This window comes from [Bacillus] enclensis (assembly GCF_001456935.1).
In the GTDB taxonomy this organism is placed as follows: domain Bacteria; phylum Bacillota; class Bacilli; order Bacillales; family Bacillaceae_B; genus Rossellomorea; species Rossellomorea enclensis.
On record NZ_KQ758494.1, the window covers coordinates 19753 to 43876 of the forward strand.

Here is a 24124-nt window from a genome sequence, read left to right on the forward strand (position 1 = left end):
TACATTTGAGTGGGAGGGTGAAAAACCCAATAACCACATCACGGACTTAAGGAGGTGTGTCTCGTGGCTAAAAAAGTTATCAAAATGGTTAAATTGCAGATTCCTGCGGGTAAAGCTAATCCAGCTCCACCGGTTGGTCCTGCATTAGGTCAAGCAGGTGTTAACATCATGGGATTCTGTAAGGAATTCAATGCTCGTACAGCAGATCAAGCTGGCTTAATCATTCCTGTTGAAATCACGGTTTTTGAAGACCGTTCATTTACATTCATCACAAAAACTCCACCTGCTGCTGTTCTTCTTAAGAAAGCTGCTGGTATCGAGTCTGGTTCAGGCGAACCTAACAGCAAAAAAGTGGCAACACTTAAACGCGATAAAGTACGTGAAATTGCTGAAACAAAAATGCCTGACTTAAATGCAGCTAGCGTTGAATCAGCTATGCGCATGGTAGAAGGAACTGCGCGCAGCATGGGTATCGTCATCGAAGACTAATCCAGCTTCGCTCAATTGAATGTTCCTGTTGAACGAGGTTGCGATGATGAAATGTACTGTTTCACTCTCGCAACCTTATTTCGTGGGAGGTTATTCCGCTAAAACCACATCGAGGAGGAAATTTTAAAAATGGCTAAAAAAGGTAAAAAGTTTCTTGAAGCTCAAAAGCTTGTAGATCGTACTACAGCTTATTCAGTTGAAGAAGCAATCGAACTAGTTAAGAAAACAAACATCGCTAAGTTTGACGCAACTGTAGAAGTGGCGTTCCGCTTAGGTGTAGATACTCGTAAGAATGACCAGCAGATCCGTGGAGCAGTCGTGCTTCCTCACGGTACTGGTAAAACTCAAAAAGTCCTTGTATTCGCTAAAGGTGAAAAAGCAAAAGAAGCAGAAGCTGCTGGTGCTGACTACGTTGGCGATGCGGACATGATCAACAAAATCCAACAAGGATGGTTCGAGTTCGACGTAATCGTTGCAACTCCGGACATGATGGGTGAAGTTGGTAAGCTTGGACGCGTATTGGGACCTAAAGGCTTAATGCCAAACCCTAAAACTGGAACAGTTACTTTCGACGTCGAAAAAGCTGTTAACGAAATCAAAGCTGGTAAAGTAGAATACCGTGCTGATAAAGCTGGCAACGTACACGTTCCTGTTGGAAAGATCTCTTTCGACAGCGAAAAATTAGTTGAGAACTTCACAACTATGTACGACACAATGCTTAAAGCTAAACCTTCTGCAGCTAAAGGAACTTACATGAAGAACGTCGCTGTTACTTCAACTATGGGTCCTGGTGTTAAAGTTGATCCTTCAACTTTCGCAGTTAAGGCATAATTTGGTATTGACTTAACATGAACTAATCATTATAATTAGTTCTGTTGTTAAAAAACGAATACATTTGTACCGTAGACAGCTGGTGCTCCCCGGAGCTTAATTTCCCGCCGAGGTAATTGCGATAAAAAATGCGCCCTGTGCGTGTTAGCGATGCCCTTATGTCTACCTTGATATAAGGGCATTTTTTATTGGATGACGGTATAAATGTTCATCAGTCAATCTACAGGAGGTGTAATGATGAGCAGCATTCTAGAACAAAAGCAACACATCGTTGGAGAAATCTCTGACAAGCTAAAGAACAGTGTATCTACAATCATTGTAGATTACCGTGGCCTTGATGTTTCTGAAGTAACTGAGCTTCGTAAACAACTTCGTGACGCTGGCATCGACTTCAAAGTGTACAAAAACACTATGACTCGTCGTGCGGCAGCAGAAGCTGGTCTTGAAGGGTTAAACGAATTCCTAACTGGTCCAAACGCAATCGCGTTCAGTACGGAAGAAGTTGTAGCTCCTGCCAAGATCCTTAATAACTTCGCTAAAGATCACGAAGCACTTGAAATCAAAGCTGGTGTTATCGAAGGAACAATCACATCTGTTGAAGATGTTAAAGCTATCGCTGAACTTCCAAGCCGCGAAGGACTTCTTTCTATGCTACTCAGCGTGCTTCAAGCTCCAATGCGCAACTTCGCATTGGCAACAAAAGCCGTTGCAGACCAAAAAGAAGAACAAGGCGCGTAAGTTAAACAGAGTCGCTTAAATAATAAAAAGTACCAACACACTAAGGAGGAAATTTAAAATGAGTAAAGAGCAAATCATTGATGCGATTAAAGAAATGTCCGTTCTTGAACTGAACGATCTAGTAAAAGCTATCGAAGAAGAATTCGGAGTAACTGCTGCTGCACCTGTAGCTGTAGCTGGTGGCGGAGCAGAAGCTGCTGCTGAAAAAACTGAATTTGACGTTGTTCTTGAGAGCGCTGGTTCTCAAAAGATCAAAGTTATCAAAGTTGTTCGTGAAATCACAGGTCTTGGACTTAAAGAAGCGAAAGAACTTGTTGACAACACTCCAAAAGCTCTTAAAGAAGGCATTTCTAAAGAAGAAGCTGAAGAGCTTAAAGCTAAACTTGAAGAAGTTGGCGCTGGCGTAGAAGTTAAGTAATAACCGCATAGAAGAAAAGCTCGCTTTATAAGCGGGCTTTTTTCTTCTTTTGGTTATCACTTTATACTGCCGCTGTAGGTTTCCGTGCAAGACTTCGCTTTCCGCGGGCGGCTGGTGAGCCTCCTCGGTTAAGGTAGGAACTGTCTAGCTGCAGGGCTTAGAGGCACATGTCATAAGCCAAACCGACCAAGAAGGCAAAGAGCGCCTTCCAGGCCGGTCCGTCTTATGCCACCCGCCTCTGTACAAAGCCCTTCCGCATTTCTATTAGGAGTCTGCGTCTTGCACTCCAACCAACAGCTGCTATTCACTTAAATTAATTGATGCAGGCTTAAATGCATTCTTACTTTAAGTACATGAAAGATGGAGGTGTAATAATGACTAATCACTACTATTCCAGCAAGCCGGAAGTGGAAAGTAATCCTCAAAGCATTCAATTTGAATTGCGCGGGCATTCCTTTCGGTTCAAGACGGATCAGGGAGTCTTTTCGAAAAAGGAAGTGGATTTCGGTTCAAGGACGTTGATCGAAAACTTCGTACTGCCGGAGACAAAAGGTGCATTGCTCGATGTCGGGTGCGGTTACGGACCGATTGGCCTTGCTTTGGCGAAAGATTTTGGTGACCGCACGATTCATATGGTCGATGTTAACGAAAGAGCCCTTTCGCTTGCGGGTGAAAACGCGAAAGCTAACGGCGTGGAAAACGTGAGCATCTACCAAAGCGACCGCTATCAAAATGTTAAAGAGAAGGGCTTTGCGGCAATCCTTACAAATCCGCCTATCAGGGCGGGGAAAGATACCGTTCATTCCATCCTTTCAGGAAGCTATGACCATCTGGCGGATAAAGGTGAATTATGGGTCGTTATTCAGAAGAAGCAGGGTGCTCCATCCGCCATGGATAAAATGGAAGAATTGTTCTCGAATGTAGAAATCGCTGCAAGAAAAAAAGGTTACTACATTCTGAGATCGGTAAAAGAAATCCGTTGACGTAGCTAATCCGCTATGATAACATTATAAAATGCAAAAATATTATTTTCCGGTATTGTGTCCATATGTATACATATTGGATAAATTGGAAAAGATTATAAAATAATAGTTCGTCATATGAAAATGAGGTTTTATCATTAAAACCCTTTTTCTTTTTGTCTTGGACAGAGTGCATTCTGTCTTAGACATATAGACACAACCAAAACGCTTGATTTGAGGGGTGAATCAGTTGACAGGTCAACTAGTTCAGTATGGACGACACCGCCAACGCAGAAGTTTTGCGCGTATCAGTGAAGTTTTAGAATTGCCGAATTTAATCGAAATTCAAACTTCCTCGTATCAATGGTTTCTTGATGAGGGGTTAAGAGAAATGTTCCGTGACATTTCTCCGATTGAGGACTTCACTGGTAATCTCTCTTTGGAATTTATTGATTATAGTCTGGGAGAGCCAAAGTACTCGGTGGAAGAATCAAAGGAAAGAGATGTAACTTACTCTGCGCCGCTTAGGGTGAAAGTCCGTCTTGTGAATAAGGAAACTGGAGAAGTGAAAGATCAAGACGTATTTATGGGTGACTTCCCGCTTATGACAGATACAGGTACTTTTGTCATTAACGGAGCTGAACGTGTAATCGTTTCTCAGCTTGTACGTTCACCTAGTGTGTATTTCAGCGGAAAAGTAGATAAGAACGGAAAGAAAGGGTTTACTGCTACCGTTATACCAAACCGCGGAGCTTGGCTTGAGTATGAAACAGATGCAAAAGATGTTGTTTATGTGCGAATTGATCGAACTCGCAAACTGCCGGTAACGGTTCTTTTACGTGCCCTTGGGTTTGGCTCTGATCAAGAAATCATCGATCTGGTCGGTGACAATGAGTACATTCGTAACACGCTCGAGAAAGACAATACGGAAGGTATCGACAAAGCATTGCTCGAAATCTACGAGCGTCTGCGTCCGGGAGAACCTCCTACAGTAGAAAATGCTAAAAGTTTACTCGTTTCACGTTTCTTTGATCCAAAGCGTTATGACTTGGCAAACGTTGGACGTTATAAGATGAATAAAAAGCTTCACATTAAGAACCGTTTATTCGGTCAGACTCTAGCAGAAACTCTTGCAGATCCGGAAACGGGCGAGATTCTTGCAGAGAAGGGCACGGTTCTGGACCGTCGTACTCTAGACAAAGTCATCCCTTATTTAGAAGAAGGTATCGGCTTCAAGACTTATCAGCAGTCCGGCGGAGTGTTGGAGGATGATGTGACTCTCCAATCTATCAAAATCTACTCTCCTAATGAAGAAGGAGAACAAGAGATTAATGTAATCAGCAACGCGTATGTAGAAGAGGAAGTCAAATACATCACACCTGCTGACATCATTTCATCCATCTCTTATTTCTTCAATTTATTGCATGGAGTAGGATTTACAGATGATATTGATCACCTGGGCAACCGTCGTTTACGTTCGGTTGGCGAATTGCTTCAGAACCAGTTCCGTATCGGTCTTTCCCGTATGGAGCGTGTCGTTCGTGAAAGAATGTCCATCCAGGATACGAATACGATCACTCCTCAGCAGCTGATCAACATTCGTCCGGTTATCGCATCGATGAAAGAATTCTTTGGAAGCTCACAGCTTTCTCAATTCATGGACCAGACGAACCCGCTTGCGGAATTGACGCATAAGCGCCGTCTGTCAGCACTCGGACCTGGTGGTCTTACTCGTGAACGTGCCGGATTCGAAGTGCGTGACGTTCACTATTCCCACTACGGCCGTATGTGTCCGATCGAAACACCAGAGGGTCCGAACATCGGACTGATCAACTCACTTTCTTCATTTGCGAAAGTGAATAAATTCGGTTTCATCGAAACACCTTACCGCCGTGTAGATCCTGATACGGGCAAAGTTACCGACCGTATCGATTACTTAACGGCAGATGAAGAAGATAACTATGTAGTGGCACAGGCGAACGCACGTCTGGGCGACGACGGTTCATTCCTTGATGAGGAAGTAATCGCGCGTTTCCGCGGTGAGAACACGGCTATGAGACGTGACCGCATCGACTACATGGATGTATCTCCTAAACAAGTAGTATCAGCTGCGACAGCATGTATTCCTTTCTTGGAAAACGATGACTCCAACCGTGCCCTGATGGGAGCGAACATGCAGCGTCAGGCAGTGCCTCTTTTAAATCCTGAATCACCGCTTGTCGGAACCGGTATGGAACACGTATCGGCTAAAGATTCCGGAGCTGCAGTCATCTGTAAGTATGAAGGTATTGTCGAAAAAGTTGAGGCGAAACAAGTTTGGGTCCGCCGTGTGAAAGAAATTGACGGTCAGGAAGTAAAAGGTGACCTCGATAAGTATCGTATGCAAAAATATATCCGTTCCAACCAGGGAACCTGCTACAACCAGCGTCCGATCGTAAGTGAAGGCGACCGCGTAGTGAAAGGTGAAATCCTTGCTGACGGTCCTTCAATGGAGAAAGGCGAATTAGCCTTGGGACGCAACGTAATGGTTGGTTTCATGACATGGGACGGTTACAACTATGAAGATGCGATTATCATGAGTGAGCGTCTTGTGAAAGACGATGTCTATACTTCCATCCATATTGAAGAATATGAGTCTGAGTCCCGTGATACGAAGCTCGGACCGGAAGAGATCACACGTGATATCCCGAACGTCGGGGAAGATGCTTTGCGCAACCTTGACGAACGCGGAATCATCCGCATCGGTGCAGAAGTAAAAGATGGCGACTTGCTTGTTGGTAAAGTAACGCCTAAAGGTGTAACGGAGCTGACAGCTGAAGAACGCTTATTACATGCGATCTTTGGTGAGAAAGCCCGTGAAGTAAGGGATACTTCCCTGCGAGTGCCTCACGGCGGCGGCGGGATTATCCTCGATGTCAAAGTCTTCAATCGTGAAGACGGCGACGAGCTGCCTCCTGGTGTGAACCAGCTTGTCCGTGTCTACATTGTTCAGAAGCGTAAGATTTCTGAAGGTGACAAGATGGCCGGACGACATGGTAACAAAGGTGTTATCTCTAAGATTCTGCCTGAAGAAGATATGCCTTATCTTCCTGATGGCACACCGATCGATATCATGCTTAACCCGCTTGGGGTTCCATCACGTATGAACATCGGTCAGGTGCTTGAGCTTCACCTTGGTATGGCAGCAAGATATCTGGGCATCCATGTCGCTTCACCTGTATTTGATGGAGCGCGTGAGGAAGATGTCTGGGATACGATCGAAGAAGCAGGTATGGCACGCGATGCCAAAACCGTTCTTTACGACGGAAGAACAGGTGAACCGTTTGATAACCGTGTGTCAGTTGGAATCATGTACATGATCAAACTTGCCCACATGGTCGATGACAAGCTTCACGCTCGTTCTACCGGTCCTTACTCACTTGTTACGCAGCAGCCGCTGGGCGGTAAAGCTCAATTCGGCGGACAGCGTTTCGGTGAGATGGAGGTATGGGCACTTGAAGCATACGGTGCCGCTTATACACTGCAAGAAATCCTTACCGTTAAATCCGATGACGTTGTCGGCCGTGTGAAAACATACGAAGCAATCGTCAAAGGTGAAAACGTGCCTGAGCCTGGGGTTCCGGAATCGTTCAAGGTTCTGATCAAAGAGCTTCAAAGTTTAGGTATGGATGTTAAGATCCTTTCAAGCACCGAAGAAGAGATTGAAATGCGTGACTTGGAAGACGAAGAAGAAGTACAACAAGCCGACACGCTGAATATATCTGAGTCTAATGAGCAAGAATCCGAGACAGTAGGGTCAAAGGAATAAATTAAGAGCAATTAGGGTTAGAGCCTGTAGATTAAAAGGGAGGTAGGCCCCTTGCTAGATGTAAATAACTTTGAGTATATGAAAATTGGTTTAGCTTCCCCCGATAAGATCCGTTCGTGGTCTTACGGGGAAGTCAAAAAACCGGAAACCATCAACTATCGTACTTTAAAGCCGGAAAAAGACGGCTTGTTCTGTGAACGTATTTTCGGTCCTACAAAGGACTGGGAATGTCACTGTGGTAAATACAAGCGCGTACGTTATAAAGGCGTCGTTTGTGACCGCTGTGGTGTTGAAGTGACAAAAGCGAAAGTCCGCCGTGAACGCATGGGTCACATCGAACTCGCCGCTCCAGTTTCACATATCTGGTACTTCAAAGGAATCCCAAGCCGTATGGGTCTTGTTTTGGACATGTCCCCCCGTGCATTGGAAGAAGTCATTTACTTCGCTTCTTATGTAGTAACAGAACCTGGTGATACGGCTCTTGAGAAAAAGCAGCTGCTTTCTGAAAAAGAGTACCGTGCTTACCGTGAGAAATATGGAGTGAAGTTCCAGGCGGCTATGGGTGCAGAAGCGATCAAAAAACTCCTTCAGGATATCGATCTTGACAAAGAAGCCGATTTCTTGAAAGAAGAGCTGAAAACAGCGCAAGGTCAGCGACGCACACGTGCCATCAAGCGTCTTGAAGTGGTCGAGTCATTCAGGAATTCAGGAAATGATCCTGACTGGATGATCCTTGATGTACTTCCTGTCATCCCTCCTGAGCTTCGTCCTATGGTTCAGCTGGATGGGGGACGTTTTGCAACATCTGATTTGAACGACTTATATCGTCGTGTCATCAACCGTAACAACCGTTTGAAACGTTTATTAGATCTTGGTGCCCCAAGCATCATCGTGCAGAATGAGAAGCGTATGCTTCAAGAAGCAGTAGACGCTCTGATCGATAACGGCCGCCGCGGACGTCCGGTAACAGGACCAGGTAACCGTCCATTGAAATCTCTTTCTCACATGCTTAAAGGGAAGCAGGGACGTTTCCGTCAAAACCTTCTTGGTAAGCGTGTTGACTATTCAGGCCGTTCTGTAATCGTTGTTGGTCCAAACCTGAAAATGTACCAATGTGGTCTTCCAAAAGAAATGGCACTTGAATTATTCAAGCCATTTGTCATGAAAGAACTAGTTGAAAAAGGGTTGGCTCACAACATCAAGAGTGCAAAACGCAAGATTGAACGCGTGCAGCCGGAAGTATGGGATGTTTTAGAAGAGGTAATCAAAGAACACCCTGTTCTATTGAACCGTGCACCTACCCTTCACAGACTTGGTATTCAAGCCTTTGAACCAACTCTTGTCGAAGGCCGTGCGATCCGTCTTCACCCGCTCGTATGTACTGCATACAACGCGGACTTTGACGGTGACCAGATGGCGGTCCACGTACCGTTGTCTTCTGAAGCACAGGCTGAAGCGCGCATGCTTATGCTTGCCGCTCAGAACATCCTGAACCCTAAAGACGGTAAACCTGTTGTTACACCATCACAGGATATGGTACTGGGTAACTATTACCTTACTCTTGAACGTGAAGATGCTGTCGGCGAAGGCATGGTCTTCTCTGATGCAAATGAAGTACTGCTTGCTTATCAAAATGGATATGTACACTTGCATACACGTATTGGAATCAATGCAGGCACACTTCATAACAAAACGTTCACTGAAAAGCAAAACAGCCAAATGCTATTAACGACGGTTGGTAAAGTAATCTTCAACGAAATCTTGCCGGACTCCTTCCCGTTCATTAATGAACCGACAAAGACGAACCTGGAAGAAGTAACTCCAGAACATTACTTTGTAGAGCCTGGTACAGACATCAAAGAAGAATTTAAAAACCGTGAGTTGATCAATCCGTTCAAAAAAGGTTTCTTAGGAAACATCATTGCAGAAGTATTCAAGAAGTTTGCGATCACCGAAACTTCAAGGATGCTCGATAAAATGAAAGACTTAGGATTCAAATATTCTTCGAAAGCAGGTATTACGGTCGGTATCGCCGACATCGTTGTATTGGCTGAAAAAGAACAGATCCTGGTTGAAGCACAAAGTAAAGTAGACAACGTATTGAAGCAATTCAAACGTGGTCTGATTACAGAAGATGAGAGATACGACCGTGTCATCTCGATCTGGAGTGCTGCGAAAGATACGATCCAAGGTAAGCTGATGGCTACCCTTGATAAACGCAACCCGATCTTCATGATGAGTGACTCAGGTGCCCGTGGTAACGCATCTAACTTCACTCAGCTTGCCGGTATGCGTGGTCTGATGGCCAACCCGGCTGGACGTATCATTGAATTACCGATCAAATCAAGTTTCCGTGAAGGTCTGACGGTCCTTGAATACTTCATCTCTACCCACGGTGCCCGTAAAGGTCTTGCCGATACAGCACTGAAGACAGCCGACTCAGGATATCTGACACGCCGTCTTGTAGATGTGGCCCAGGATGTCATCGTACGTGAGGAAGACTGTGGAACTGACAGAGGACTTCTCGTCGGCTCCATCAAGGAAGGCACCGAGATCATCGAGCCTCTTGAAGAGCGTCTTCTCGGCCGTTACTCACGCAAGACATTGCGTCACCCTGAAACAGACGAGATTCTTGTCGATGAGAACCAGCTGATCACGGAAGATTTGGCTAAAATGATCGTAGATGCAGGAATCGAACACGTTTCGATCCGTTCTGCATTCACATGTAACACCCGCCACGGTGTATGTGAGAAATGTTATGGAACAAACCTTGCTACTGGTCAAAAAGTAGAAGTGGGAGAAGCAGTCGGTATCATCGCTGCACAATCCATCGGGGAACCTGGTACACAGCTTACAATGCGTACATTCCATACCGGTGGTGTTGCAGGGGACGATATCACCCAAGGTTTACCGCGTATCCAAGAGATCTTCGAAGCGCGTAACCCTAAAGGTCAGGCTGTCATCTCTGAAATGGACGGTGTCATTACTTCCATCGGTGAAGGAAAAGACCGTCAATATGAAATCACTGTCCAAGGTGATGTCGAAACAAGAAGCTATACAGCTCCTTATACAGCTCGCCTCAAGTTCGGTGTCAACGATAAAGTTGCCCGCGGACAAGAGCTTACTGAAGGTTCGATCGATCCGAAAGAATTACTTAAAGTACGTGATGTATCTGCCGTTCAAGAATACTTGCTGCGCGAAGTACAAAAAGTATATCGTATGCAAGGGGTTGAAATCGGCGATAAGCACGTAGAAGTAATGGTTCGTCAAATGCTTCGAAAAGTTCGCGTGATCGACGCTGGTGAAACTGAGGTACTTCCAGGTACTCTTATGGACATTCATCAGTTCAGAGATGCGAATGAAAAAGCATTGCTTGATGGAAGCATCCCGGCAACAGGCAGACCTGTATTGCTCGGAATCACAAAAGCTTCCCTTGAGACGGATTCCTTCTTATCTGCAGCTTCATTCCAAGAAACAACCCGCGTGTTGACGGATGCTGCAATTAAAGGAAAACGCGATGAGCTTCTAGGATTGAAAGAAAATGTTATCATCGGTAAACTGGTTCCTGCTGGTACAGGTATGCAGCGTTACCGTAAGGCAGAACCTGTCCTCGCTGAAGAAAACACGGAAGAGACAGTGACTGTAGAGTAATAAAATAAGGCTAACTCTCAGGGGATATTTCATCTTTCTGAGAGTTAGCTTTTATAAATCTTTTATTTCGATGTTGACATTGAAAATTTAAGATGATAATATATTCAAGGTTGCTCCTATTAATAACCTGCTACTTTGGAGGATATGAAATGTCTTATGAAAAAGTATCACAGGCGCAAGAAATTATTGTAGGGACAAAGCAAGCAGTGAAAGCTCTGAAGAATGGTCATGTACTGGAAGTTGTCGTCGCGGAAGATGCTGATCCGAGGGTGATAGCGAAAGTAGTGCAGGCCGCTGAAGATCTTGAAGTACCGGTTAACAAAGTGGATTCTATGAAGAAGCTTGGGAAATCGTGCGGAATAGATGTTGGAGCAGCAGCTGTTGCGATTATACAGTAAAATAGTTTTTGTAGACGACTCTGCAAAAACTTTACTTTTACCCAAAAATGATCCACCTGGATGTGTGGGCTTACCAAGTAAGAAGGGAGGAAAACATAATGCCAACTATTAACCAATTAGTTCGCAAGCCTCGTCAGTCAAAATCTACAAAGTCTAAGTCACCAGCACTTAACAAAGGTTACAACAGCTTTAAGAAAGTGCACACTAACTTGTCTTCTCCACAAAAACGTGGTGTTTGTACTCGTGTAGGTACTATGACTCCAAAGAAACCGAACTCCGCGCTTCGTAAATATGCACGTGTTCGTTTGACTAATGGAATCGAGGTTACTGCTTACATTCCTGGTATCGGACACAACCTTCAAGAGCACAGTGTCGTGCTTATCCGTGGAGGACGTGTAAAGGATTTACCGGGGGTACGTTATCATATCGTACGTGGTGCGCTTGATACAGCTGGAGTTGAAGGCCGTATGCAAGGACGTTCTAAATACGGAACTAAGCGCCCTAAAGCAGCTAAAAAATAATCGACAAATCATAAATTCATTTCTCGTTGAAAGGAGGAAATCACATGCCACGTAAAGGTCCTGTAGCAAAAAGAGACGTTTTACCTGATCCTATGTACAATTCTAAATTAGTTACCCGTTTAATCAACAAAATCATGATTGACGGTAAAAGAGGTAAAGCTCAAAAGAAATTATACTCTGCGTTTGATATCATCAGCGAGCGTTCTGGGAAAGATGCAATGGAAGTATTCGATGCAGCTTTGAAAAATATCATGCCGGTATTGGAAGTAAAAGCTCGTCGTGTTGGTGGTTCAAACTACCAAGTACCAGTTGAGGTCCGCCCTGAGCGCCGTACTACACTAGGTCTTCGTTGGTTAGTAAACTATTCCCGTCTTCGCGGTGAGAAGACAATGGAAGAGCGTTTAGCTAACGAAATCCTTGATGCAGCTAACAACACTGGTGCTTCTGTTAAGAAGCGTGAAGATACACACAAGATGGCTGAAGCGAACAAAGCGTTTGCTCACTATCGCTGGTAATCTTTAATTTCAATCAAATCACACCCATATAAGGAAGGAGAAAGACCACATGCCAAGAGAGTTCTCCTTAGAAAACACTCGTAATATCGGTATCATGGCACACATCGATGCCGGTAAAACAACTGCAACTGAGCGTATCCTATTTTACACTGGTCGTATCCATAAAATCGGAGAAACTCACGAAGGTGCTTCTCAAATGGACTGGATGGAGCAGGAGCAAGAACGTGGAATCACGATCACATCTGCTGCGACAACAGCTCAATGGAAAGGCCATCGTATCAACATCATCGATACACCTGGACACGTAGACTTCACTGTTGAAGTTGAACGTTCACTTCGTGTACTTGATGGTGCAGTAGCAGTTCTTGATGCTCAATCTGGTGTTGAGCCTCAAACTGAAACAGTTTGGCGCCAAGCAACAACTTACGGGGTTCCCCGTGTTGTGTTCGTAAACAAAATGGACAAAATCGGTGCTGACTTCCTTTACTCTGTAAAAACTCTTCATGAGCGTTTACAAGCGAATGCACACCCAATTCAGCTTCCAATCGGTGCTGAAGATGATTTCGAAGGTATTATCGACCTAGTGGAAATGAAAGCTTACTTCTACGAAGATGACCTTGGAACTCGTGCAGAAGCTCGTGACATTCCTGATGAGTACAAAGATCAAGCTGAAGAATACCGCGGAAAGTTAATTGAAGCAGTTTCTGAACTTGATGAAGAGCTAATGATGAAATACCTAGAAGGCGAAGAGCTTACAAATGATGAGCTTAAAGCTGCTATCCGTACAGCAACTCTAACTGTTGAGTTCTATCCGGTAGTATGTGGATCTGCCTTCAAAAACAAAGGGGTTCAATTACTAATTGACTCAGTTATCGATTATCTTCCAGCACCAACTGATGTTGAAGATATCAAAGGCTTTGTTCCTGAAACAGAAGAAGAAGTAACTCGTCCATCTTCAGACGATGCTCCATTCTCTGCTTTGGCGTTCAAAGTTGCAACTGACCCTTATGTTGGTAAATTAACATTCTTCCGTGTGTACTCTGGTATCTTAGAGTCAGGTTCATACGTAAGAAACTCTTCAAAAGGCAAGCGTGAACGTGTAGGGCGTATCCTTCAAATGCACGCTAACTCCCGTGAAGAGATCTCAAGCGTTTACGCTGGGGATATCGCAGCAGCAGTTGGTCTTAAAGATACAAGTACTGGAGATACACTATGTGATGAAAAGAATCTTGTCATTCTTGAATCTATGGTCTTCCCAGAGCCTGTTATCTCTCTATCTGTTGAGCCTAAATCCAAGGCTGACCAAGATAAAATGACTACTGCACTGCAAAAACTTCAAGAGGAAGATCCTACATTCCGCGCTCACACTGACCAGGAAACTGGACAGGTTATCATCGCGGGTATGGGTGAGCTTCACTTAGATATCATCGTTGACCGTATGAAACGTGAATTCAAAGTAGAAGCAAACGTTGGTGCTCCTCAAGTATCTTACCGTGAGACTTTCCGTGATACGGCTAAAGTTGAAGGTAAGTTCGCTCGTCAATCTGGTGGACGTGGACAATTCGGACACGTTTGGATCGAATTCGCACCTAACGAAGAAGGTAAAGGATTCGAATTCGAGAACGGTATCGTCGGTGGTGTAGTTCCACGTGAATACATCCCTGCAGTACAAGCCGGCCTTGAAGATGCACTTGAAAATGGTGTACTTGCTGGTTTCCCACTTGTTGATGTTAAAGCAAGATTATTCGATGGATCATACCATGATGTTGACTCCTCTGAAATGGCGTTTAAGATCGCTGCTTCAATGGCACTTAAGAATGCCGCTTCTAAATGTAAGCCGGTAATCCTTGAGCCAATGATGAAGGTAGAGGTTGTTATCCCTGAGGAATACCTTGGAGATATCATGGGTGACGTCACTTCCCGTCGTGGACGTGTAGAAGGTATGGAAGCACGCGGTAACGCACAAGTCGTTAAAGCGTTCGTACCTCTATCTGAAATGTTTGGTTACGCTACGTCACTTCGTTCAAACACACAAGGGCGCGGAACGTACTCCATGCACTTCGATCACTACGAAGAAGTACCTAAATCGATTTCTGAAGAAATCATCAAAAAAAATAAAGGTGAATAATTGATTTATTCATTTTTATAAAGTATAACTACTATTGTAAGCTAGTACATTTTCAGGGGTGGAGCAATCCACTTCTGAAAATAACCAAACAATATACTTATTTCTTTTAAAATTAAAGGAGGATTTTCAAATGGGTAAGGAAAAATTTGATCGTTCCAAGCAACATGCGAATATCGGTACAATCGGTCACGTTGACCATGGTAAAACTACTTTAACTGCTGCAATCACAACTACACTTCACAAGAAGTATGGTCGTGGAACTGCAATGGCTTATGACCAAATCGATGGTGCACCAGAAGAAAGAGAACGTGGTATCACAATCTCTACTGCACACGTTGAGTACGAAACTGACACTCGTCACTATGCACACGTTGACTGCCCAGGACACGCTGACTATGTTAAAAACATGATCACTGGTGCTGCGCAAATGGACGGCGGAATCCTAGTAGTATCTGCTGCTGATGGTCCAATGCCACAAACTCGTGAGCACATCCTTCTTTCTCGTCAAGTAGGTGTACCTTACCTAGTTGTATTCATGAACAAATGTGACATGGTAGACGACGAAGAGCTACTTGAACTAGTAGAAATGGAAGTACGTGACCTTCTTTCTGAGTACGATTTCCCTGGAGATGACGTACCAGTAATCAAAGGTTCTGCTCTTAAAGCTCTTGAAGGAGATCCTGAGTGGGAAGCGAAAATCTTCGAACTTATGGAAGCTGTTGACAGCTACATCCCAACTCCAGAGCGTGACACTGACAAGCCATTCATGATGCCAGTTGAGGACGTATTCTCAATCACTGGTCGTGGTACAGTTGCTACTGGACGTGTTGAGCGTGGACAAGTTAAAGTCGGTGACGAAATCGAAATCATCGGTATCTCTGAAGAGTCTAAAAAGACTACTGTTACAGGTGTAGAAATGTTCCGTAAGCTTCTTGACTATGCTGAAGCTGGAGACAACATCGGTGCGCTGCTTCGTGGTGTATCCCGTGACGATATCCAACGTGGACAAGTACTTGCTAAGCCAGGTACAATCACTCCACACACAAAGTTCAAAGCAGAAGTTTATGTTCTTTCTAAAGAAGAAGGTGGACGTCACACTCCATTCTTCTCTAACTACCGTCCTCAGTTCTACTTCCGTACAACTGATGTAACTGGTATCTGTAACCTTCCTGAAGGCGTAGAAATGGTTATGCCTGGCGACAACATCGAAATGACTGTTGAGCTAATCGCGCCAATCGCGATCGAAGAAGGTACTAAGTTCTCTATCCGTGAGGGTGGACGTACTGTAGGTGCTGGAGTAGTAGCTACAATCACTGAGTAGTATTGATTTTTCAAAAGCAGGCGGGCATTTTGTCCGCCTGCTTTTTTATATTTAAGTTTTATTGTGGACTAAATATGCAGGGGGTCTGTAAGGAGTATTAGTTAAAATGAAAAGTTGGAGAAAGAAAATGAACTAATTTTACATAAAGCTGCTGAAATTTGTTTCTGGATCAATGACAATACAAGTTTCACAGTGGTGTACGACCCTTTATAAAATTTTACGTTCAATTTTCAAGATTTATGATCCTGATCTGAATTTTATGATCCTAATCTGGGATATACATTCCTAATATCAAAAATACGTTCCTATTTTCCAATTTATAATCCTCTAAGAATAATTGTAATGAAACCTAACTTGAACTGGAACTACTCAAAAAATCATCCACTGCTCATTGTCACCATTCAAAAAACTAAAATACTTCATTTAAAACCGACTTTCTTCTATATAAATAACCCGCCAAAATACAAAACCAAATCCTCAAACCCATCAACCATTATTAAATATTATGAAAACTCCCCATACCCTTGATATTCACCTACCCACTTTGTATAATAGAGAAAGTGTGCGAAACATATAGATTCTGCAAGAAACCCTTGCATCTTCTAGGTGTTTTAGTTATAATAGACAATGTTGGTCTTTGACTGCGATGAAATGGAAGGTTGCTGACACACCCGGCCGCTTTGCCATGGCGAGTGTGTGGGAAATTTCCATGGAGAATGTCTATTTAAAAATAGGCGAAAAAGGAGGGAAAATAATGGCAAAACAAAAGATTCGTATCCGTTTAAAGGCTTATGATCACAGAATTCTTGATCAATCAGCTGAGAAAATTGTTGAAACAGCAAAACGTTCAGGTGCGGCGGTTTCAGGACCGATCCCACTACCGACTGAAAAGTCTGTTTACACAATCTTGCGTGCTGTGCACAAATACAAAGATTCTCGTGAACAATTCGAAATGCGTACACACAAACGCTTAATCGACATTGTGAACCCAACACCACAAACAGTTGATGCGCTAATGCGTTTAGACTTACCATCTGGTGTAGATATCGAAATCAAACTTTAATTTTATAAAAACAACATTAACAGGAGGTGTGACTTATGACCAAAGGAATCTTAGGAAGAAAGATTGGTATGACTCAAGTTTTTGCTGAAAACGGTGATCTTATCCCGGTAACAGTTATCGAAGCTGCTCAAAACGTTGTTCTTCAAAAGAAAACTACTGAAGTTGATGGCTATGAAGCGATCCAAGTAGGTTTCGAAGACAAACGCGACAAGCTTTCTAACAAACCGTCGAAAGGCCACGTTGCTAAAGCTGAAACTGCTCCTAAGCGCTTCATCCGTGAAATCCGCGGTGTAAACGTAGAAGAGTACGAAGTTGGTCAAGAAGTCAAAGTTGATATTTTCGCTGCAGGCGATGTAGTAGATGTAACAGGAGTTTCAAAAGGGAAAGGTTTCCAAGGTGCTATCAAGCGTCATAACCAATCTCGCGGACCTATGTCTCACGGTTCTCGTTATCACCGTCGTCCTGGTTCAATGGGTCCTGTCGATCCGAACCGCGTATTCAAAGGTAAATTACTACCTGGACGCATGGGTGGAGAACAAATCACGATTCAAAACCTTGAAATCGTAAAAGTGGATGCAGAACGCAACCTTATCTTGGTAAAAGGTAATGTACCTGGACCTAAGAAACAACTTATCAAAGTAAAAACAGCTGTCAAAGCAGCTAAATAATAGAACTTCTCAGGAAAGGAGGAAACAAGAATGCCGAAAGTAGCATTATTTAACCAAACAGGTTCTAAAGTTGGTGATATCGAACTTAATGATTCTGTATTTGGTATCGAACCAAACAAGCATGTACTGTTCGAAGCAGTATTAATGCAAAGAGCTTCTTTACGTCAAGGAAATCATAAAGTAAAAAATCGTTCTGAAGTACGTGGCGGTGGGCGCAAGCCTTGGCGTCAAAAGGGAACAGGTCGTGCTCGTCAAGGGTCAATCCGTTCTCCACAATGGCGCGGCGGTGGTACTGTATTTGGACCAGTTCCACGCAGCTACAGCTATAAATTACCTAAGAAAGTTCGTCGCTTAGCGATCAAATCTGCTCTTTCTTCTAAAGTAGTGGAAGAGAACATCTTAGTATTAGAAGCATTATCATTTGATGCTCCAAAAACAAAAGAATTTGCTAACGTTCTTAAAGGTCTTTCAATTAACGCTAAAACATTAGTTGTGACTGACGGTCTTGACGAAAACGTAGCACTTTCAGCTCGTAACATCCCTGGTGTGACTGTTGTTCCTGCAGATGGAATCAGCGTTCTAGATGTATTAGGACACGACAAACTAGTGATGACTAAAACAGCTGTCGAAAAAGTAGAGGAGGTGCTTGCATAATGGATGTACGTGAAATCATTAAGCGCCCCGTAATCACAGAAGCTTCTACAGATCTTATGTCTGAGAAAAAGTACACGTTCGAAGTTGATACTAGAGCGAACAAAACTCAAGTTAAAGATGCTGTCGAAGAAATCTTTGACGTTAAAGTAGATAAAGTCAACATCATGAACTACAAAGGTAAGTTCAAGCGTATGGGTAAACACGCTGGTTACACTAACAAGCGTCGTAAAGCAATCGTTAAACTTACTGCTGATAGTAAAGAAATCGAATTCTTTGAAGTATAATTCACTTAATTAAGAAGAGGAGGGAAAAACATGGCGATTAAAAAGTACAAACCTACCTCTAATGGTCGTCGCGGTATGACTTCATCTGATTTCGCTGAAATCACTACGGATTCTCCGGAAAAGTCACTTTTAGCACCCCTGCATAAAAAGGGTGGCCGTAACAACCAAGGTAAGTTAACAGTTCGTCATCAAGGCGGCGGTCATAAGCGTCAATACCGTATCATCGACTTCAAGCGTGATAAAGATGGTATACCTGGACGCGTTGCTACGGTCGAATACGATCCAAACCGCTCTGCAAATATTGCACTAATCAATTACGCTGATGGAGAAAAGCGTTACATCCTTGCACCTAAGTCAATCGAAGTAGGTATGGAAGTAATGTCTGGACCAGAAGCAGATATCAAAACAGGTAATGCGTTACCGCTTATCAACATTCCTGTTGGTACAGTAGTACACAATATCGAACTTAAACCAGGTAAAGGTGGTCAGCTGGTACGTTCTGCTGGTACATCTGCACAAGTACTTGGTAAAGAAGGTAAATACGTTCTTGTACGCCTTAACTCTGGTGAGACTCGTATGATCCTTTCTGCTTGCCGCGCTACAGTAGGTCAAGTTGGAAACGAACAGCACGAACTTATCAACATCGGTAAAGCAGGACGTTCTCGCTGGTTAGGTAAGCGCCCAACAGTTCGTGGTTCTGTTATGAACCCTAACGATCACCCACACGGTGGTGGTGAAGGACGTGCGCCAATCGGACGTAAGTCACCAATGTCTCCATGGGGCAAACCTACTCTTGGATACAAGACACGTAAGAAGAACAACAAATCTGATAAATTTATTGTGCGTCGCCGCAAAAAATAACGGGATTGAACTACGGTTCGTTCACAGAACCGTAGCACAATCACGAAGGGAGGTTCAAACATGGGTCGTAGCTTAAAAAAGGGACCTTTTGTTGATGATCATTTAATGACAAAGATCGAAAAATTGAACGAAACTGAAGGCAAACAAGTTGTTAAGACTTGGTCTCGCCGTTCAACGATCTTCCCAGCATTCATCGGTCACACTATCGCAGTTTACGATGGTCGTAAACATGTACCTGTATACGTCACTGAAGACATGGTAGGACACAAGCTTGGTGAATTTGCACCATCTCGTACTTACAAAGGTCATGGCAGTGATGATAAGAAAACAAGACGCTAATTGAGAGGAGGGTATCCTAATGCAAGCAAAAGCTGTTGCTAGAACAGTACGTATTGCTCCTCGTAAAGTACGTTTAGTCATCGATCTAATCCGAGGTAAGCAAGTTGGAGAAGCAGTTGCGATTCTTAAGCACACGCCTAAGGCAGCTTCACCAGTCGTTGAAAAAGTACTTAAATCTGCTATCGCAAACGCAGAGCATAACTATGACATGGATATTAACAGCCTGATCGTAACTGAGGCTTATGTAAATGAAGGACCAACACTTAAACGTTTCCGTCCACGTGCGATGGGTCGTGCAAGTCAAATCAACAAACGTACAAGTCACATTACACTTGTAGTATCAGAAAAGAAGGAGGGATAATCCGTGGGTCAAAAAGTACATCCGGTCGGACTTCGTGTCGGTATAATTCGTGATTGGGAGTCTAAATGGTACGCAGACAAAGATTACGCTACACTTTTACACGAAGACTTAAAAGTACGTGAATATATTGCAAAACGTTTAGTAGACGCATCTGTTTCTAAAGTAGAAATCGAACGCGCTGCAAACCGTATCAACATTACTGTTCATACAGCAAAACCTGGTATGGTTATCGGTAAAGGTGGTACTGAAGTTGAAGCTCTTCGTAAAGCACTTAACGAACTTACTTCAAAACGTGTACACATCAATATCGTTGAAATCAAGAGAGCTGACGTTGATGCTAAATTAGTAGCAGAAAACATTGCTCGCCAACTGGAAAACCGTGTTTCATTCCGTCGTGCTCAAAAGCAAGCCATCCAACGTGCGATGCGTGCTGGTGCAAAAGGAATCAAAACACAAGTATCTGGTCGTCTTGGCGGAGCTGACATCGCTCGTGCTGAACATTACAGTGAAGGTACTGTTCCACTTCATACTCTTCGCGCTGACATTGATTATGCTCACGCAGAAGCTGACACAACTTACGGTAAGCTTGGTGTTAAAGTATGGATCTACCGTGGAGAAGTTCTTCCTACAAGAAAGAAATCTGAGGAAGGAGGCAAATAATTATGTTATTACCTAAACGCGTTAAACATCGTCGCGAACACCGTGGTAAAATGCGTGGTCGTGCTAAAGGCGGTCAGGAAGTTGCGTTCGGTGAATACGGTCTTCAAGCTACTGAAGCTTCTTGGATCACAAACCGTCAAATCGAATCAGCTCGTATCGCTATGACTCGTTACATGAAACGTGGCGGTAAAGTATGGATTAAAATCTTCCCTCATAAACCTTACACTGCTAAACCTCTAGAAGTACGTATGGGTTCTGGTAAAGGGGCTCCAGAAGGTTGGGTAGCAGTAGTTAAGCCTGGAAAAATCATGTTTGAAGTAGCTGGTGTTTCTGAAGAGGTTGCTCGTGAAGCTCTTCGTCTTGCAGCACACAAACTTCCTGTTAAATGCAAGTTTGTAAAACGAGAAGAAATTGGTGGTGAATCAAATGAAAACTAATGAAATTCGTGACCTAACCACTGCCGAAATTGAACAAAAAGTAAAAACTCTGAAAGAAGAGTTATTTAACCTTCGCTTCCAACTTGCGACTGGCCAACTTGAAAACACAGCCCGCATCCGTGAAGTCCGCAAAGGGATCGCTCGTATGAAAACTGTAATCCGTGAAAGAGAGATCGGGGTTAACAATCGATAAATGAGAGGAGGTTTGCTTAAATGAGTGACCGCAACCAACGTAAGGTTTACACTGGCCGTGTTGTTTCCGACAAAATGGATAAAACAGTAACGGTTATGGTAGAAACTTATAAAAAGCATTCTCTATACGGCAAGCGCGTAAAGTACTCTAAGAAGTTCAAAACTCATGATGAGAACAACGAAGCAAAAGTAGGCGATATCGTACGTATCATGGAGACTCGTCCACTATCTGCTACGAAACGTTTCCGTTTAGTAGAAGTTGTTGAAAAAGCAGTTATTATCTAATATATTTGCTCGGATAATTTGTAATTCCGAAGGGAGGTAACCTACATGATTCAACAAGAATCACGTTTAAAAGTTGCTGACAACTCTGGTGCTCGTGAAGTATTAACGATTAAAGTTCTTGGTGGTTCTGGACGCAAGACTGCTAACATCGGTGATGTAATCGTATGTACAGTAAAACAAGCAACACCAGGTGGCGTTGTTAAAAAAGGTGACGTAGTAAAGGCAGTTGTCGTTCGTACGAAGTCTGGTGTGCGCCGTCAAGACGGTACTTACATCAAGTTCGACGAGAACGCATGTGTAATCATCCGTGACGATAAAGGACCACGTGGAACTCGTATCTTCGGACCTGTTGCTCGTGAATTACGTGACAGCAACTTTATGAAAATTGTATCTTTAGCTCCAGAAGTTCTTTAATAGATTAGCATTGGCCAATCAAGGAGGTGCGATGAAATGCATGTGAAAAAAGGCGATAAAGTAGTGGTCATTACTGGGAAAGACAAAGGCAAAACAGGAACTGTTCTTGCTGCGTTCCCTAAGAACGACCGAGTGCTTGTTGAAGGAATCAACGTTGTGAAAAAACACGCTAAGCCTTCACAGATGAACCCGCAAGGCGGAATCATCAGCCAGGAAGCATCTATCCACGTATCAAACGTTATGCTTCTAGATCCGAAATCTAACGAGGCAACTCGTGTAGGTTACAAAACGGAAAACGGTAAAAAAGTACGTGTAGCAAAAAAATCAGGTGAAGTTCTAGATAAATAGTACGATTAAGAAGGGAGGTATTCTGAATGAACCGCCTAAAAGAAAAATTTCAAAGTGAAATCAGCCCAGCTCTAGTGAGCAAATTCAATTACAAATCAGTAATGGAAGTACCTAAAGTTGAAAAGATCGTTGTCAACATGGGTATCGGTGATGCAGTTCAAAACTCAAAGGCTCTTGATGTAGCAGTTGACGAATTGACTCAAATCACTGGTCAAAAACCAGTTGTAACAAAAGCTAAAAAATCTATCGCAGGCTTCCGTCTTCGTGAAGGTATGCCTATCGGTGCAAAAGTTACTCTACGCGGAGAGCGTATGTACCAATTCTTAGATAAATTGATCTCTGTATCACTTCCACGTGTACGTGACTTCCGCGGTGTTTCTAAAAAAGCATTCGACGGTCGCGGTAACTACACTCTTGGTGTGAAAGAGCAATTGATTTTCCCTGAGATTGATTATGATAAAGTGTCTAAAGTACGCGGTATGGATATCGTTATCGTTACTACTGCTAACACAGACGAAGAAGCTCGTGAGCTATTGACTCAAATCGGAATGCCATTCCAAAAGTAATCGCTATATAAGGGAGGCGAAAATGTGGCTAAAAAATCAATGATTGCGAAACAAAAACGCACGCCAAAGCATAATGTTCAAGCGTACACTCGTTGCGAACGTTGCGGACGTCCTCATTCAGTAATCCGTAAATTCAAGCTTTGCCGTATTTGTTTCCGTGAACTTGCATACAAGGGTCAGATTCCTGGCGTTAAGAAAGCTAGTTGGTAATACCCTATATTGGGAAGGAGGTAAATTATTATGACAATGACAGATCCAATTGCAGATTTGCTTACTCGCATCCGTAATGCGAACATGGTTCGTCACGAAAGACTGGAAGTTCCTGCTTCTAACATCAAGAAAGAAATCGCCGAAATCCTCAAGCGTGAAGGTTTCGTACGTGACGTAGAATATGTTGAAGATAACAAACAAGGTGTTATCCGCATTTTCTTAAAATATGGAGCAAACAACGAGCGCGTAATCACTGGATTAAAGCGTATCTCTAAACCAGGTTTACGTGTATATGCAAAATCTACAGAAGTACCTAAAGTATTAAACGGATTAGGTATCGCACTTGTTTCCACTTCTCAAGGTGTTTTAACTGATAAAGAAGCTCGTGCACAACAAGTGGGCGGAGAAGTATTAGCTTACGTTTGGTAATAGTTTTTAAATGAATGGAGGTGCAACAGGATGTCACGTGTAGGAAAACAGCCTATCGAAATGCCATCTGACGTTACTCTTACAGTAGGTGAAGACAACCTAGTAACTGTAAAAGGACCAAAAGGTGAACTTTCTCGTACATTCAGTTCTGATATTAAAGTTGAATTAGAAGGTAACACAGTAACAGTTACGCGTCCTTCTGATGCAAAAGAACACCGCGCGTTACACGGTACAACTCGTGCCTTGATCGCGAACATGGTTGAAGGTGTATCTAAAGGATTCGAAAGAAATCTTGAGCTTGTCGGTGTAGGTTACCGTGCTCAAAAACAAGGTACTAAGCTTGTGCTTAACGTTGGGTACTCTCACCCGGTTGAAATCGAGCCTGAAGCAGGTATCGAAATCGAAGTACCAGCAAATACAAAGATCTCTATCAAAGGGATCGACAAAGAACGTGTTGGTGCATTAGCAGCTAACATTCGTGCAGTACGCTCTCCTGAGCCTTACAAAGGAAAAGGTATTCGCTACGAAGGTGAATATGTTCGTCGTAAAGAAGGTAAAACAGGTAAATAATGC

At 43.3% G+C, this 24124-nt stretch carries 29 protein-coding genes and 1 other annotated feature; all 29 genes read left to right on the forward strand.

The annotated features are described in order from the left end of the window. Positions 1–63 precede the first annotated feature (63 nt). The 29 genes from rplK to rplF all read left to right on the forward strand — a co-directional run bounded on the left by rplK (position 64) and on the right by rplF (position 24121). A complete protein-coding gene (rplK, locus tag AS034_RS21330) occupies positions 64–489 on the forward strand; it encodes a 50S ribosomal protein L11 (RefSeq protein ID WP_032085258.1) in 426 nt (141 codons plus the stop codon). Positions 490–618: 129 nt separating this feature from the next. Then, complete coding sequence (gene rplA, locus AS034_RS21335) at positions 619–1320, forward strand: 50S ribosomal protein L1 (protein ID WP_032085259.1); 702 nt, start codon at positions 619–621, stop codon at positions 1318–1320. Positions 1321–1371: 51 nt separating this feature from the next. Beyond that, positions 1372–1515: a sequence feature (ribosomal protein L10 leader region), on the forward strand. A gap of 42 nt (positions 1516–1557) precedes the next feature. Further along, on the forward strand, positions 1558–2058 hold the full coding sequence (gene rplJ / locus AS034_RS21340; RefSeq protein ID WP_032085260.1) for a 50S ribosomal protein L10: 501 nt from the start codon (positions 1558–1560) through the stop codon (positions 2056–2058). A gap of 58 nt (positions 2059–2116) precedes the next feature. Further along, the gene (gene rplL, locus AS034_RS21345; protein ID WP_032085261.1) at positions 2117–2476 is read left to right on the forward strand and encodes a 50S ribosomal protein L7/L12; all 360 of its coding nucleotides are present in this window, start codon (positions 2117–2119) and stop codon (positions 2474–2476) included. A 374-nt stretch (positions 2477–2850) separates the two neighbouring features. Further along, entirely contained in the window at positions 2851–3459 is a 609-nt protein-coding gene (locus tag AS034_RS21350; protein WP_058300084.1) for a class I SAM-dependent methyltransferase, read from the forward strand. 229 nt (positions 3460–3688) lie between these two features. Then, the gene (rpoB, locus tag AS034_RS21355; protein WP_032085263.1) at positions 3689–7246 is read left to right on the forward strand and encodes a DNA-directed RNA polymerase subunit beta; all 3558 of its coding nucleotides are present in this window, start codon (positions 3689–3691) and stop codon (positions 7244–7246) included. A 51-nt stretch (positions 7247–7297) separates the two neighbouring features. Beyond that, a complete protein-coding gene (gene rpoC, locus AS034_RS21360) occupies positions 7298–10897 on the forward strand; it encodes a DNA-directed RNA polymerase subunit beta' (protein WP_032085264.1) in 3600 nt (1199 codons plus the stop codon). Between the two features lie 149 nt (positions 10898–11046). Beyond that, positions 11047–11295, forward strand: coding sequence for a 50S ribosomal protein L7ae-like protein (locus AS034_RS21365; protein ID WP_032085265.1), 249 nt, complete (start codon positions 11047–11049; stop codon positions 11293–11295). Positions 11296–11393: 98 nt separating this feature from the next. Further along, a complete protein-coding gene (gene rpsL, locus AS034_RS21370) occupies positions 11394–11816 on the forward strand; it encodes a 30S ribosomal protein S12 (protein ID WP_032085266.1) in 423 nt (140 codons plus the stop codon). 44 nt (positions 11817–11860) lie between these two features. Continuing rightward, entirely contained in the window at positions 11861–12331 is a 471-nt protein-coding gene (gene rpsG / locus AS034_RS21375) for a 30S ribosomal protein S7 (protein ID WP_032085267.1), read from the forward strand. Positions 12332–12380: 49 nt separating this feature from the next. After that, positions 12381–14459 carry an elongation factor G gene (fusA, locus tag AS034_RS21380; protein ID WP_032085268.1) on the forward strand — a complete coding sequence of 693 codons (2079 nt, stop codon included), beginning with the start codon at positions 12381–12383 and terminating at the stop codon, positions 14457–14459. Between the two features lie 130 nt (positions 14460–14589). Further along, a complete protein-coding gene (gene tuf, locus AS034_RS21385) occupies positions 14590–15780 on the forward strand; it encodes an elongation factor Tu (RefSeq protein ID WP_032085269.1) in 1191 nt (396 codons plus the stop codon). Positions 15781–16534: 754 nt separating this feature from the next. Next, the gene (gene rpsJ / locus AS034_RS21390; RefSeq protein WP_007085291.1) at positions 16535–16843 is read left to right on the forward strand and encodes a 30S ribosomal protein S10; all 309 of its coding nucleotides are present in this window, start codon (positions 16535–16537) and stop codon (positions 16841–16843) included. Between the two features lie 35 nt (positions 16844–16878). Further along, positions 16879–17511 carry a 50S ribosomal protein L3 gene (gene rplC, locus AS034_RS21395; RefSeq protein ID WP_032085270.1) on the forward strand — a complete coding sequence of 211 codons (633 nt, stop codon included), beginning with the start codon at positions 16879–16881 and terminating at the stop codon, positions 17509–17511. A gap of 30 nt (positions 17512–17541) precedes the next feature. Continuing rightward, on the forward strand, positions 17542–18165 hold the full coding sequence (rplD, locus tag AS034_RS21400) for a 50S ribosomal protein L4 (RefSeq protein WP_032085271.1): 624 nt from the start codon (positions 17542–17544) through the stop codon (positions 18163–18165). Next, on the forward strand, positions 18165–18449 hold the full coding sequence (rplW, locus tag AS034_RS21405; RefSeq protein ID WP_058300085.1) for a 50S ribosomal protein L23: 285 nt from the start codon (positions 18165–18167) through the stop codon (positions 18447–18449). The genes rplD and rplW overlap by 1 nt, the downstream gene beginning before the upstream one ends. A gap of 30 nt (positions 18450–18479) precedes the next feature. Continuing rightward, entirely contained in the window at positions 18480–19310 is an 831-nt protein-coding gene (rplB, locus tag AS034_RS21410; protein WP_032085273.1) for a 50S ribosomal protein L2, read from the forward strand. A 60-nt stretch (positions 19311–19370) separates the two neighbouring features. Continuing rightward, positions 19371–19649 (forward strand): 30S ribosomal protein S19, encoded by a 279-nt coding sequence (gene rpsS, locus AS034_RS21415; RefSeq protein ID WP_032085274.1) that lies wholly within the window; start codon positions 19371–19373, stop codon positions 19647–19649. 19 nt (positions 19650–19668) lie between these two features. Continuing rightward, entirely contained in the window at positions 19669–20010 is a 342-nt protein-coding gene (rplV, locus tag AS034_RS21420; protein WP_032085275.1) for a 50S ribosomal protein L22, read from the forward strand. Between the two features lie 3 nt (positions 20011–20013). Next, positions 20014–20670: a 30S ribosomal protein S3 gene (rpsC, locus tag AS034_RS21425; RefSeq protein ID WP_032085276.1), complete on the forward strand. Its 657-nt coding sequence runs from the start codon at positions 20014–20016 to the stop codon at positions 20668–20670. Positions 20671–20672: 2 nt separating this feature from the next. After that, entirely contained in the window at positions 20673–21107 is a 435-nt protein-coding gene (gene rplP / locus AS034_RS21430) for a 50S ribosomal protein L16 (protein WP_032085277.1), read from the forward strand. Beyond that, a complete protein-coding gene (gene rpmC / locus AS034_RS21435; RefSeq protein WP_032085278.1) occupies positions 21097–21300 on the forward strand; it encodes a 50S ribosomal protein L29 in 204 nt (67 codons plus the stop codon). Before rplP ends, rpmC begins: the two co-directional genes overlap by 11 nt. A 20-nt stretch (positions 21301–21320) precedes the next feature. After that, positions 21321–21584: a 30S ribosomal protein S17 gene (gene rpsQ, locus AS034_RS21440; RefSeq protein WP_032085279.1), complete on the forward strand. Its 264-nt coding sequence runs from the start codon at positions 21321–21323 to the stop codon at positions 21582–21584. A 45-nt stretch (positions 21585–21629) separates the two neighbouring features. Next, positions 21630–21998, forward strand: a complete 369-nt coding sequence (rplN, locus tag AS034_RS21445) for a 50S ribosomal protein L14 (protein WP_032085280.1) — start codon at positions 21630–21632, stop codon at positions 21996–21998. A gap of 36 nt (positions 21999–22034) precedes the next feature. After that, complete coding sequence (rplX, locus tag AS034_RS21450) at positions 22035–22346, forward strand: 50S ribosomal protein L24 (RefSeq protein WP_032085281.1); 312 nt, start codon at positions 22035–22037, stop codon at positions 22344–22346. A gap of 26 nt (positions 22347–22372) precedes the next feature. Next, positions 22373–22912: a 50S ribosomal protein L5 gene (rplE, locus tag AS034_RS21455; RefSeq protein WP_032085282.1), complete on the forward strand. Its 540-nt coding sequence runs from the start codon at positions 22373–22375 to the stop codon at positions 22910–22912. Between the two features lie 24 nt (positions 22913–22936). Beyond that, positions 22937–23122 carry a type Z 30S ribosomal protein S14 gene (locus tag AS034_RS22570; RefSeq protein WP_010191505.1) on the forward strand — a complete coding sequence of 62 codons (186 nt, stop codon included), beginning with the start codon at positions 22937–22939 and terminating at the stop codon, positions 23120–23122. 30 nt (positions 23123–23152) lie between these two features. Then, positions 23153–23551, forward strand: a complete 399-nt coding sequence (rpsH, locus tag AS034_RS21460) for a 30S ribosomal protein S8 (RefSeq protein WP_032085283.1) — start codon at positions 23153–23155, stop codon at positions 23549–23551. Between the two features lie 30 nt (positions 23552–23581). After that, on the forward strand, positions 23582–24121 hold the full coding sequence (gene rplF / locus AS034_RS21465) for a 50S ribosomal protein L6 (protein ID WP_032085284.1): 540 nt from the start codon (positions 23582–23584) through the stop codon (positions 24119–24121). Positions 24122–24124 lie beyond the last annotated feature (3 nt).

Bases quoted from the DNA above. Each gene is read 5' to 3' on its own strand.
- rplA (WP_032085259.1), top strand. From the start codon at position 619: ATGGCTAAAAAAGGTAAAAAGTTTCTTGAAGCTCAAAAGCTTGTAGAT.
- rplJ (WP_032085260.1), top strand. From the start codon at position 1,558: ATGAGCAGCATTCTAGAACAAAAGCAACACATCGTTGGAGAAATCTCT.
- rplL (WP_032085261.1), top strand. From the start codon at position 2,117: ATGAGTAAAGAGCAAATCATTGATGCGATTAAAGAAATGTCCGTTCTT.
- AS034_RS21350 (WP_058300084.1), top strand. From the start codon at position 2,851: ATGACTAATCACTACTATTCCAGCAAGCCGGAAGTGGAAAGTAATCCT.
- AS034_RS21365 (WP_032085265.1), top strand. From the start codon at position 11,047: ATGTCTTATGAAAAAGTATCACAGGCGCAAGAAATTATTGTAGGGACA.
- rpsL (WP_032085266.1), top strand. From the start codon at position 11,394: ATGCCAACTATTAACCAATTAGTTCGCAAGCCTCGTCAGTCAAAATCT.
- rpsG (WP_032085267.1), top strand. From the start codon at position 11,861: ATGCCACGTAAAGGTCCTGTAGCAAAAAGAGACGTTTTACCTGATCCT.
- fusA (WP_032085268.1), top strand. From the start codon at position 12,381: ATGCCAAGAGAGTTCTCCTTAGAAAACACTCGTAATATCGGTATCATG.
- tuf (WP_032085269.1), top strand. From the start codon at position 14,590: ATGGGTAAGGAAAAATTTGATCGTTCCAAGCAACATGCGAATATCGGT.
- rpsJ (WP_007085291.1), top strand. From the start codon at position 16,535: ATGGCAAAACAAAAGATTCGTATCCGTTTAAAGGCTTATGATCACAGA.
- rplC (WP_032085270.1), top strand. From the start codon at position 16,879: ATGACCAAAGGAATCTTAGGAAGAAAGATTGGTATGACTCAAGTTTTT.
- rplD (WP_032085271.1), top strand. From the start codon at position 17,542: ATGCCGAAAGTAGCATTATTTAACCAAACAGGTTCTAAAGTTGGTGAT.
- rplW (WP_058300085.1), top strand. From the start codon at position 18,165: ATGGATGTACGTGAAATCATTAAGCGCCCCGTAATCACAGAAGCTTCT.
- rplB (WP_032085273.1), top strand. From the start codon at position 18,480: ATGGCGATTAAAAAGTACAAACCTACCTCTAATGGTCGTCGCGGTATG.
- rpsS (WP_032085274.1), top strand. From the start codon at position 19,371: ATGGGTCGTAGCTTAAAAAAGGGACCTTTTGTTGATGATCATTTAATG.
- rplV (WP_032085275.1), top strand. From the start codon at position 19,669: ATGCAAGCAAAAGCTGTTGCTAGAACAGTACGTATTGCTCCTCGTAAA.
- rplP (WP_032085277.1), top strand. From the start codon at position 20,673: ATGTTATTACCTAAACGCGTTAAACATCGTCGCGAACACCGTGGTAAA.
- rpmC (WP_032085278.1), top strand. From the start codon at position 21,097: ATGAAAACTAATGAAATTCGTGACCTAACCACTGCCGAAATTGAACAA.
- rpsQ (WP_032085279.1), top strand. From the start codon at position 21,321: ATGAGTGACCGCAACCAACGTAAGGTTTACACTGGCCGTGTTGTTTCC.
- rplN (WP_032085280.1), top strand. From the start codon at position 21,630: ATGATTCAACAAGAATCACGTTTAAAAGTTGCTGACAACTCTGGTGCT.
- rplX (WP_032085281.1), top strand. From the start codon at position 22,035: ATGCATGTGAAAAAAGGCGATAAAGTAGTGGTCATTACTGGGAAAGAC.
- rplE (WP_032085282.1), top strand. From the start codon at position 22,373: ATGAACCGCCTAAAAGAAAAATTTCAAAGTGAAATCAGCCCAGCTCTA.
- rpsH (WP_032085283.1), top strand. From the start codon at position 23,153: ATGACAATGACAGATCCAATTGCAGATTTGCTTACTCGCATCCGTAAT.
- rplF (WP_032085284.1), top strand. From the start codon at position 23,582: ATGTCACGTGTAGGAAAACAGCCTATCGAAATGCCATCTGACGTTACT.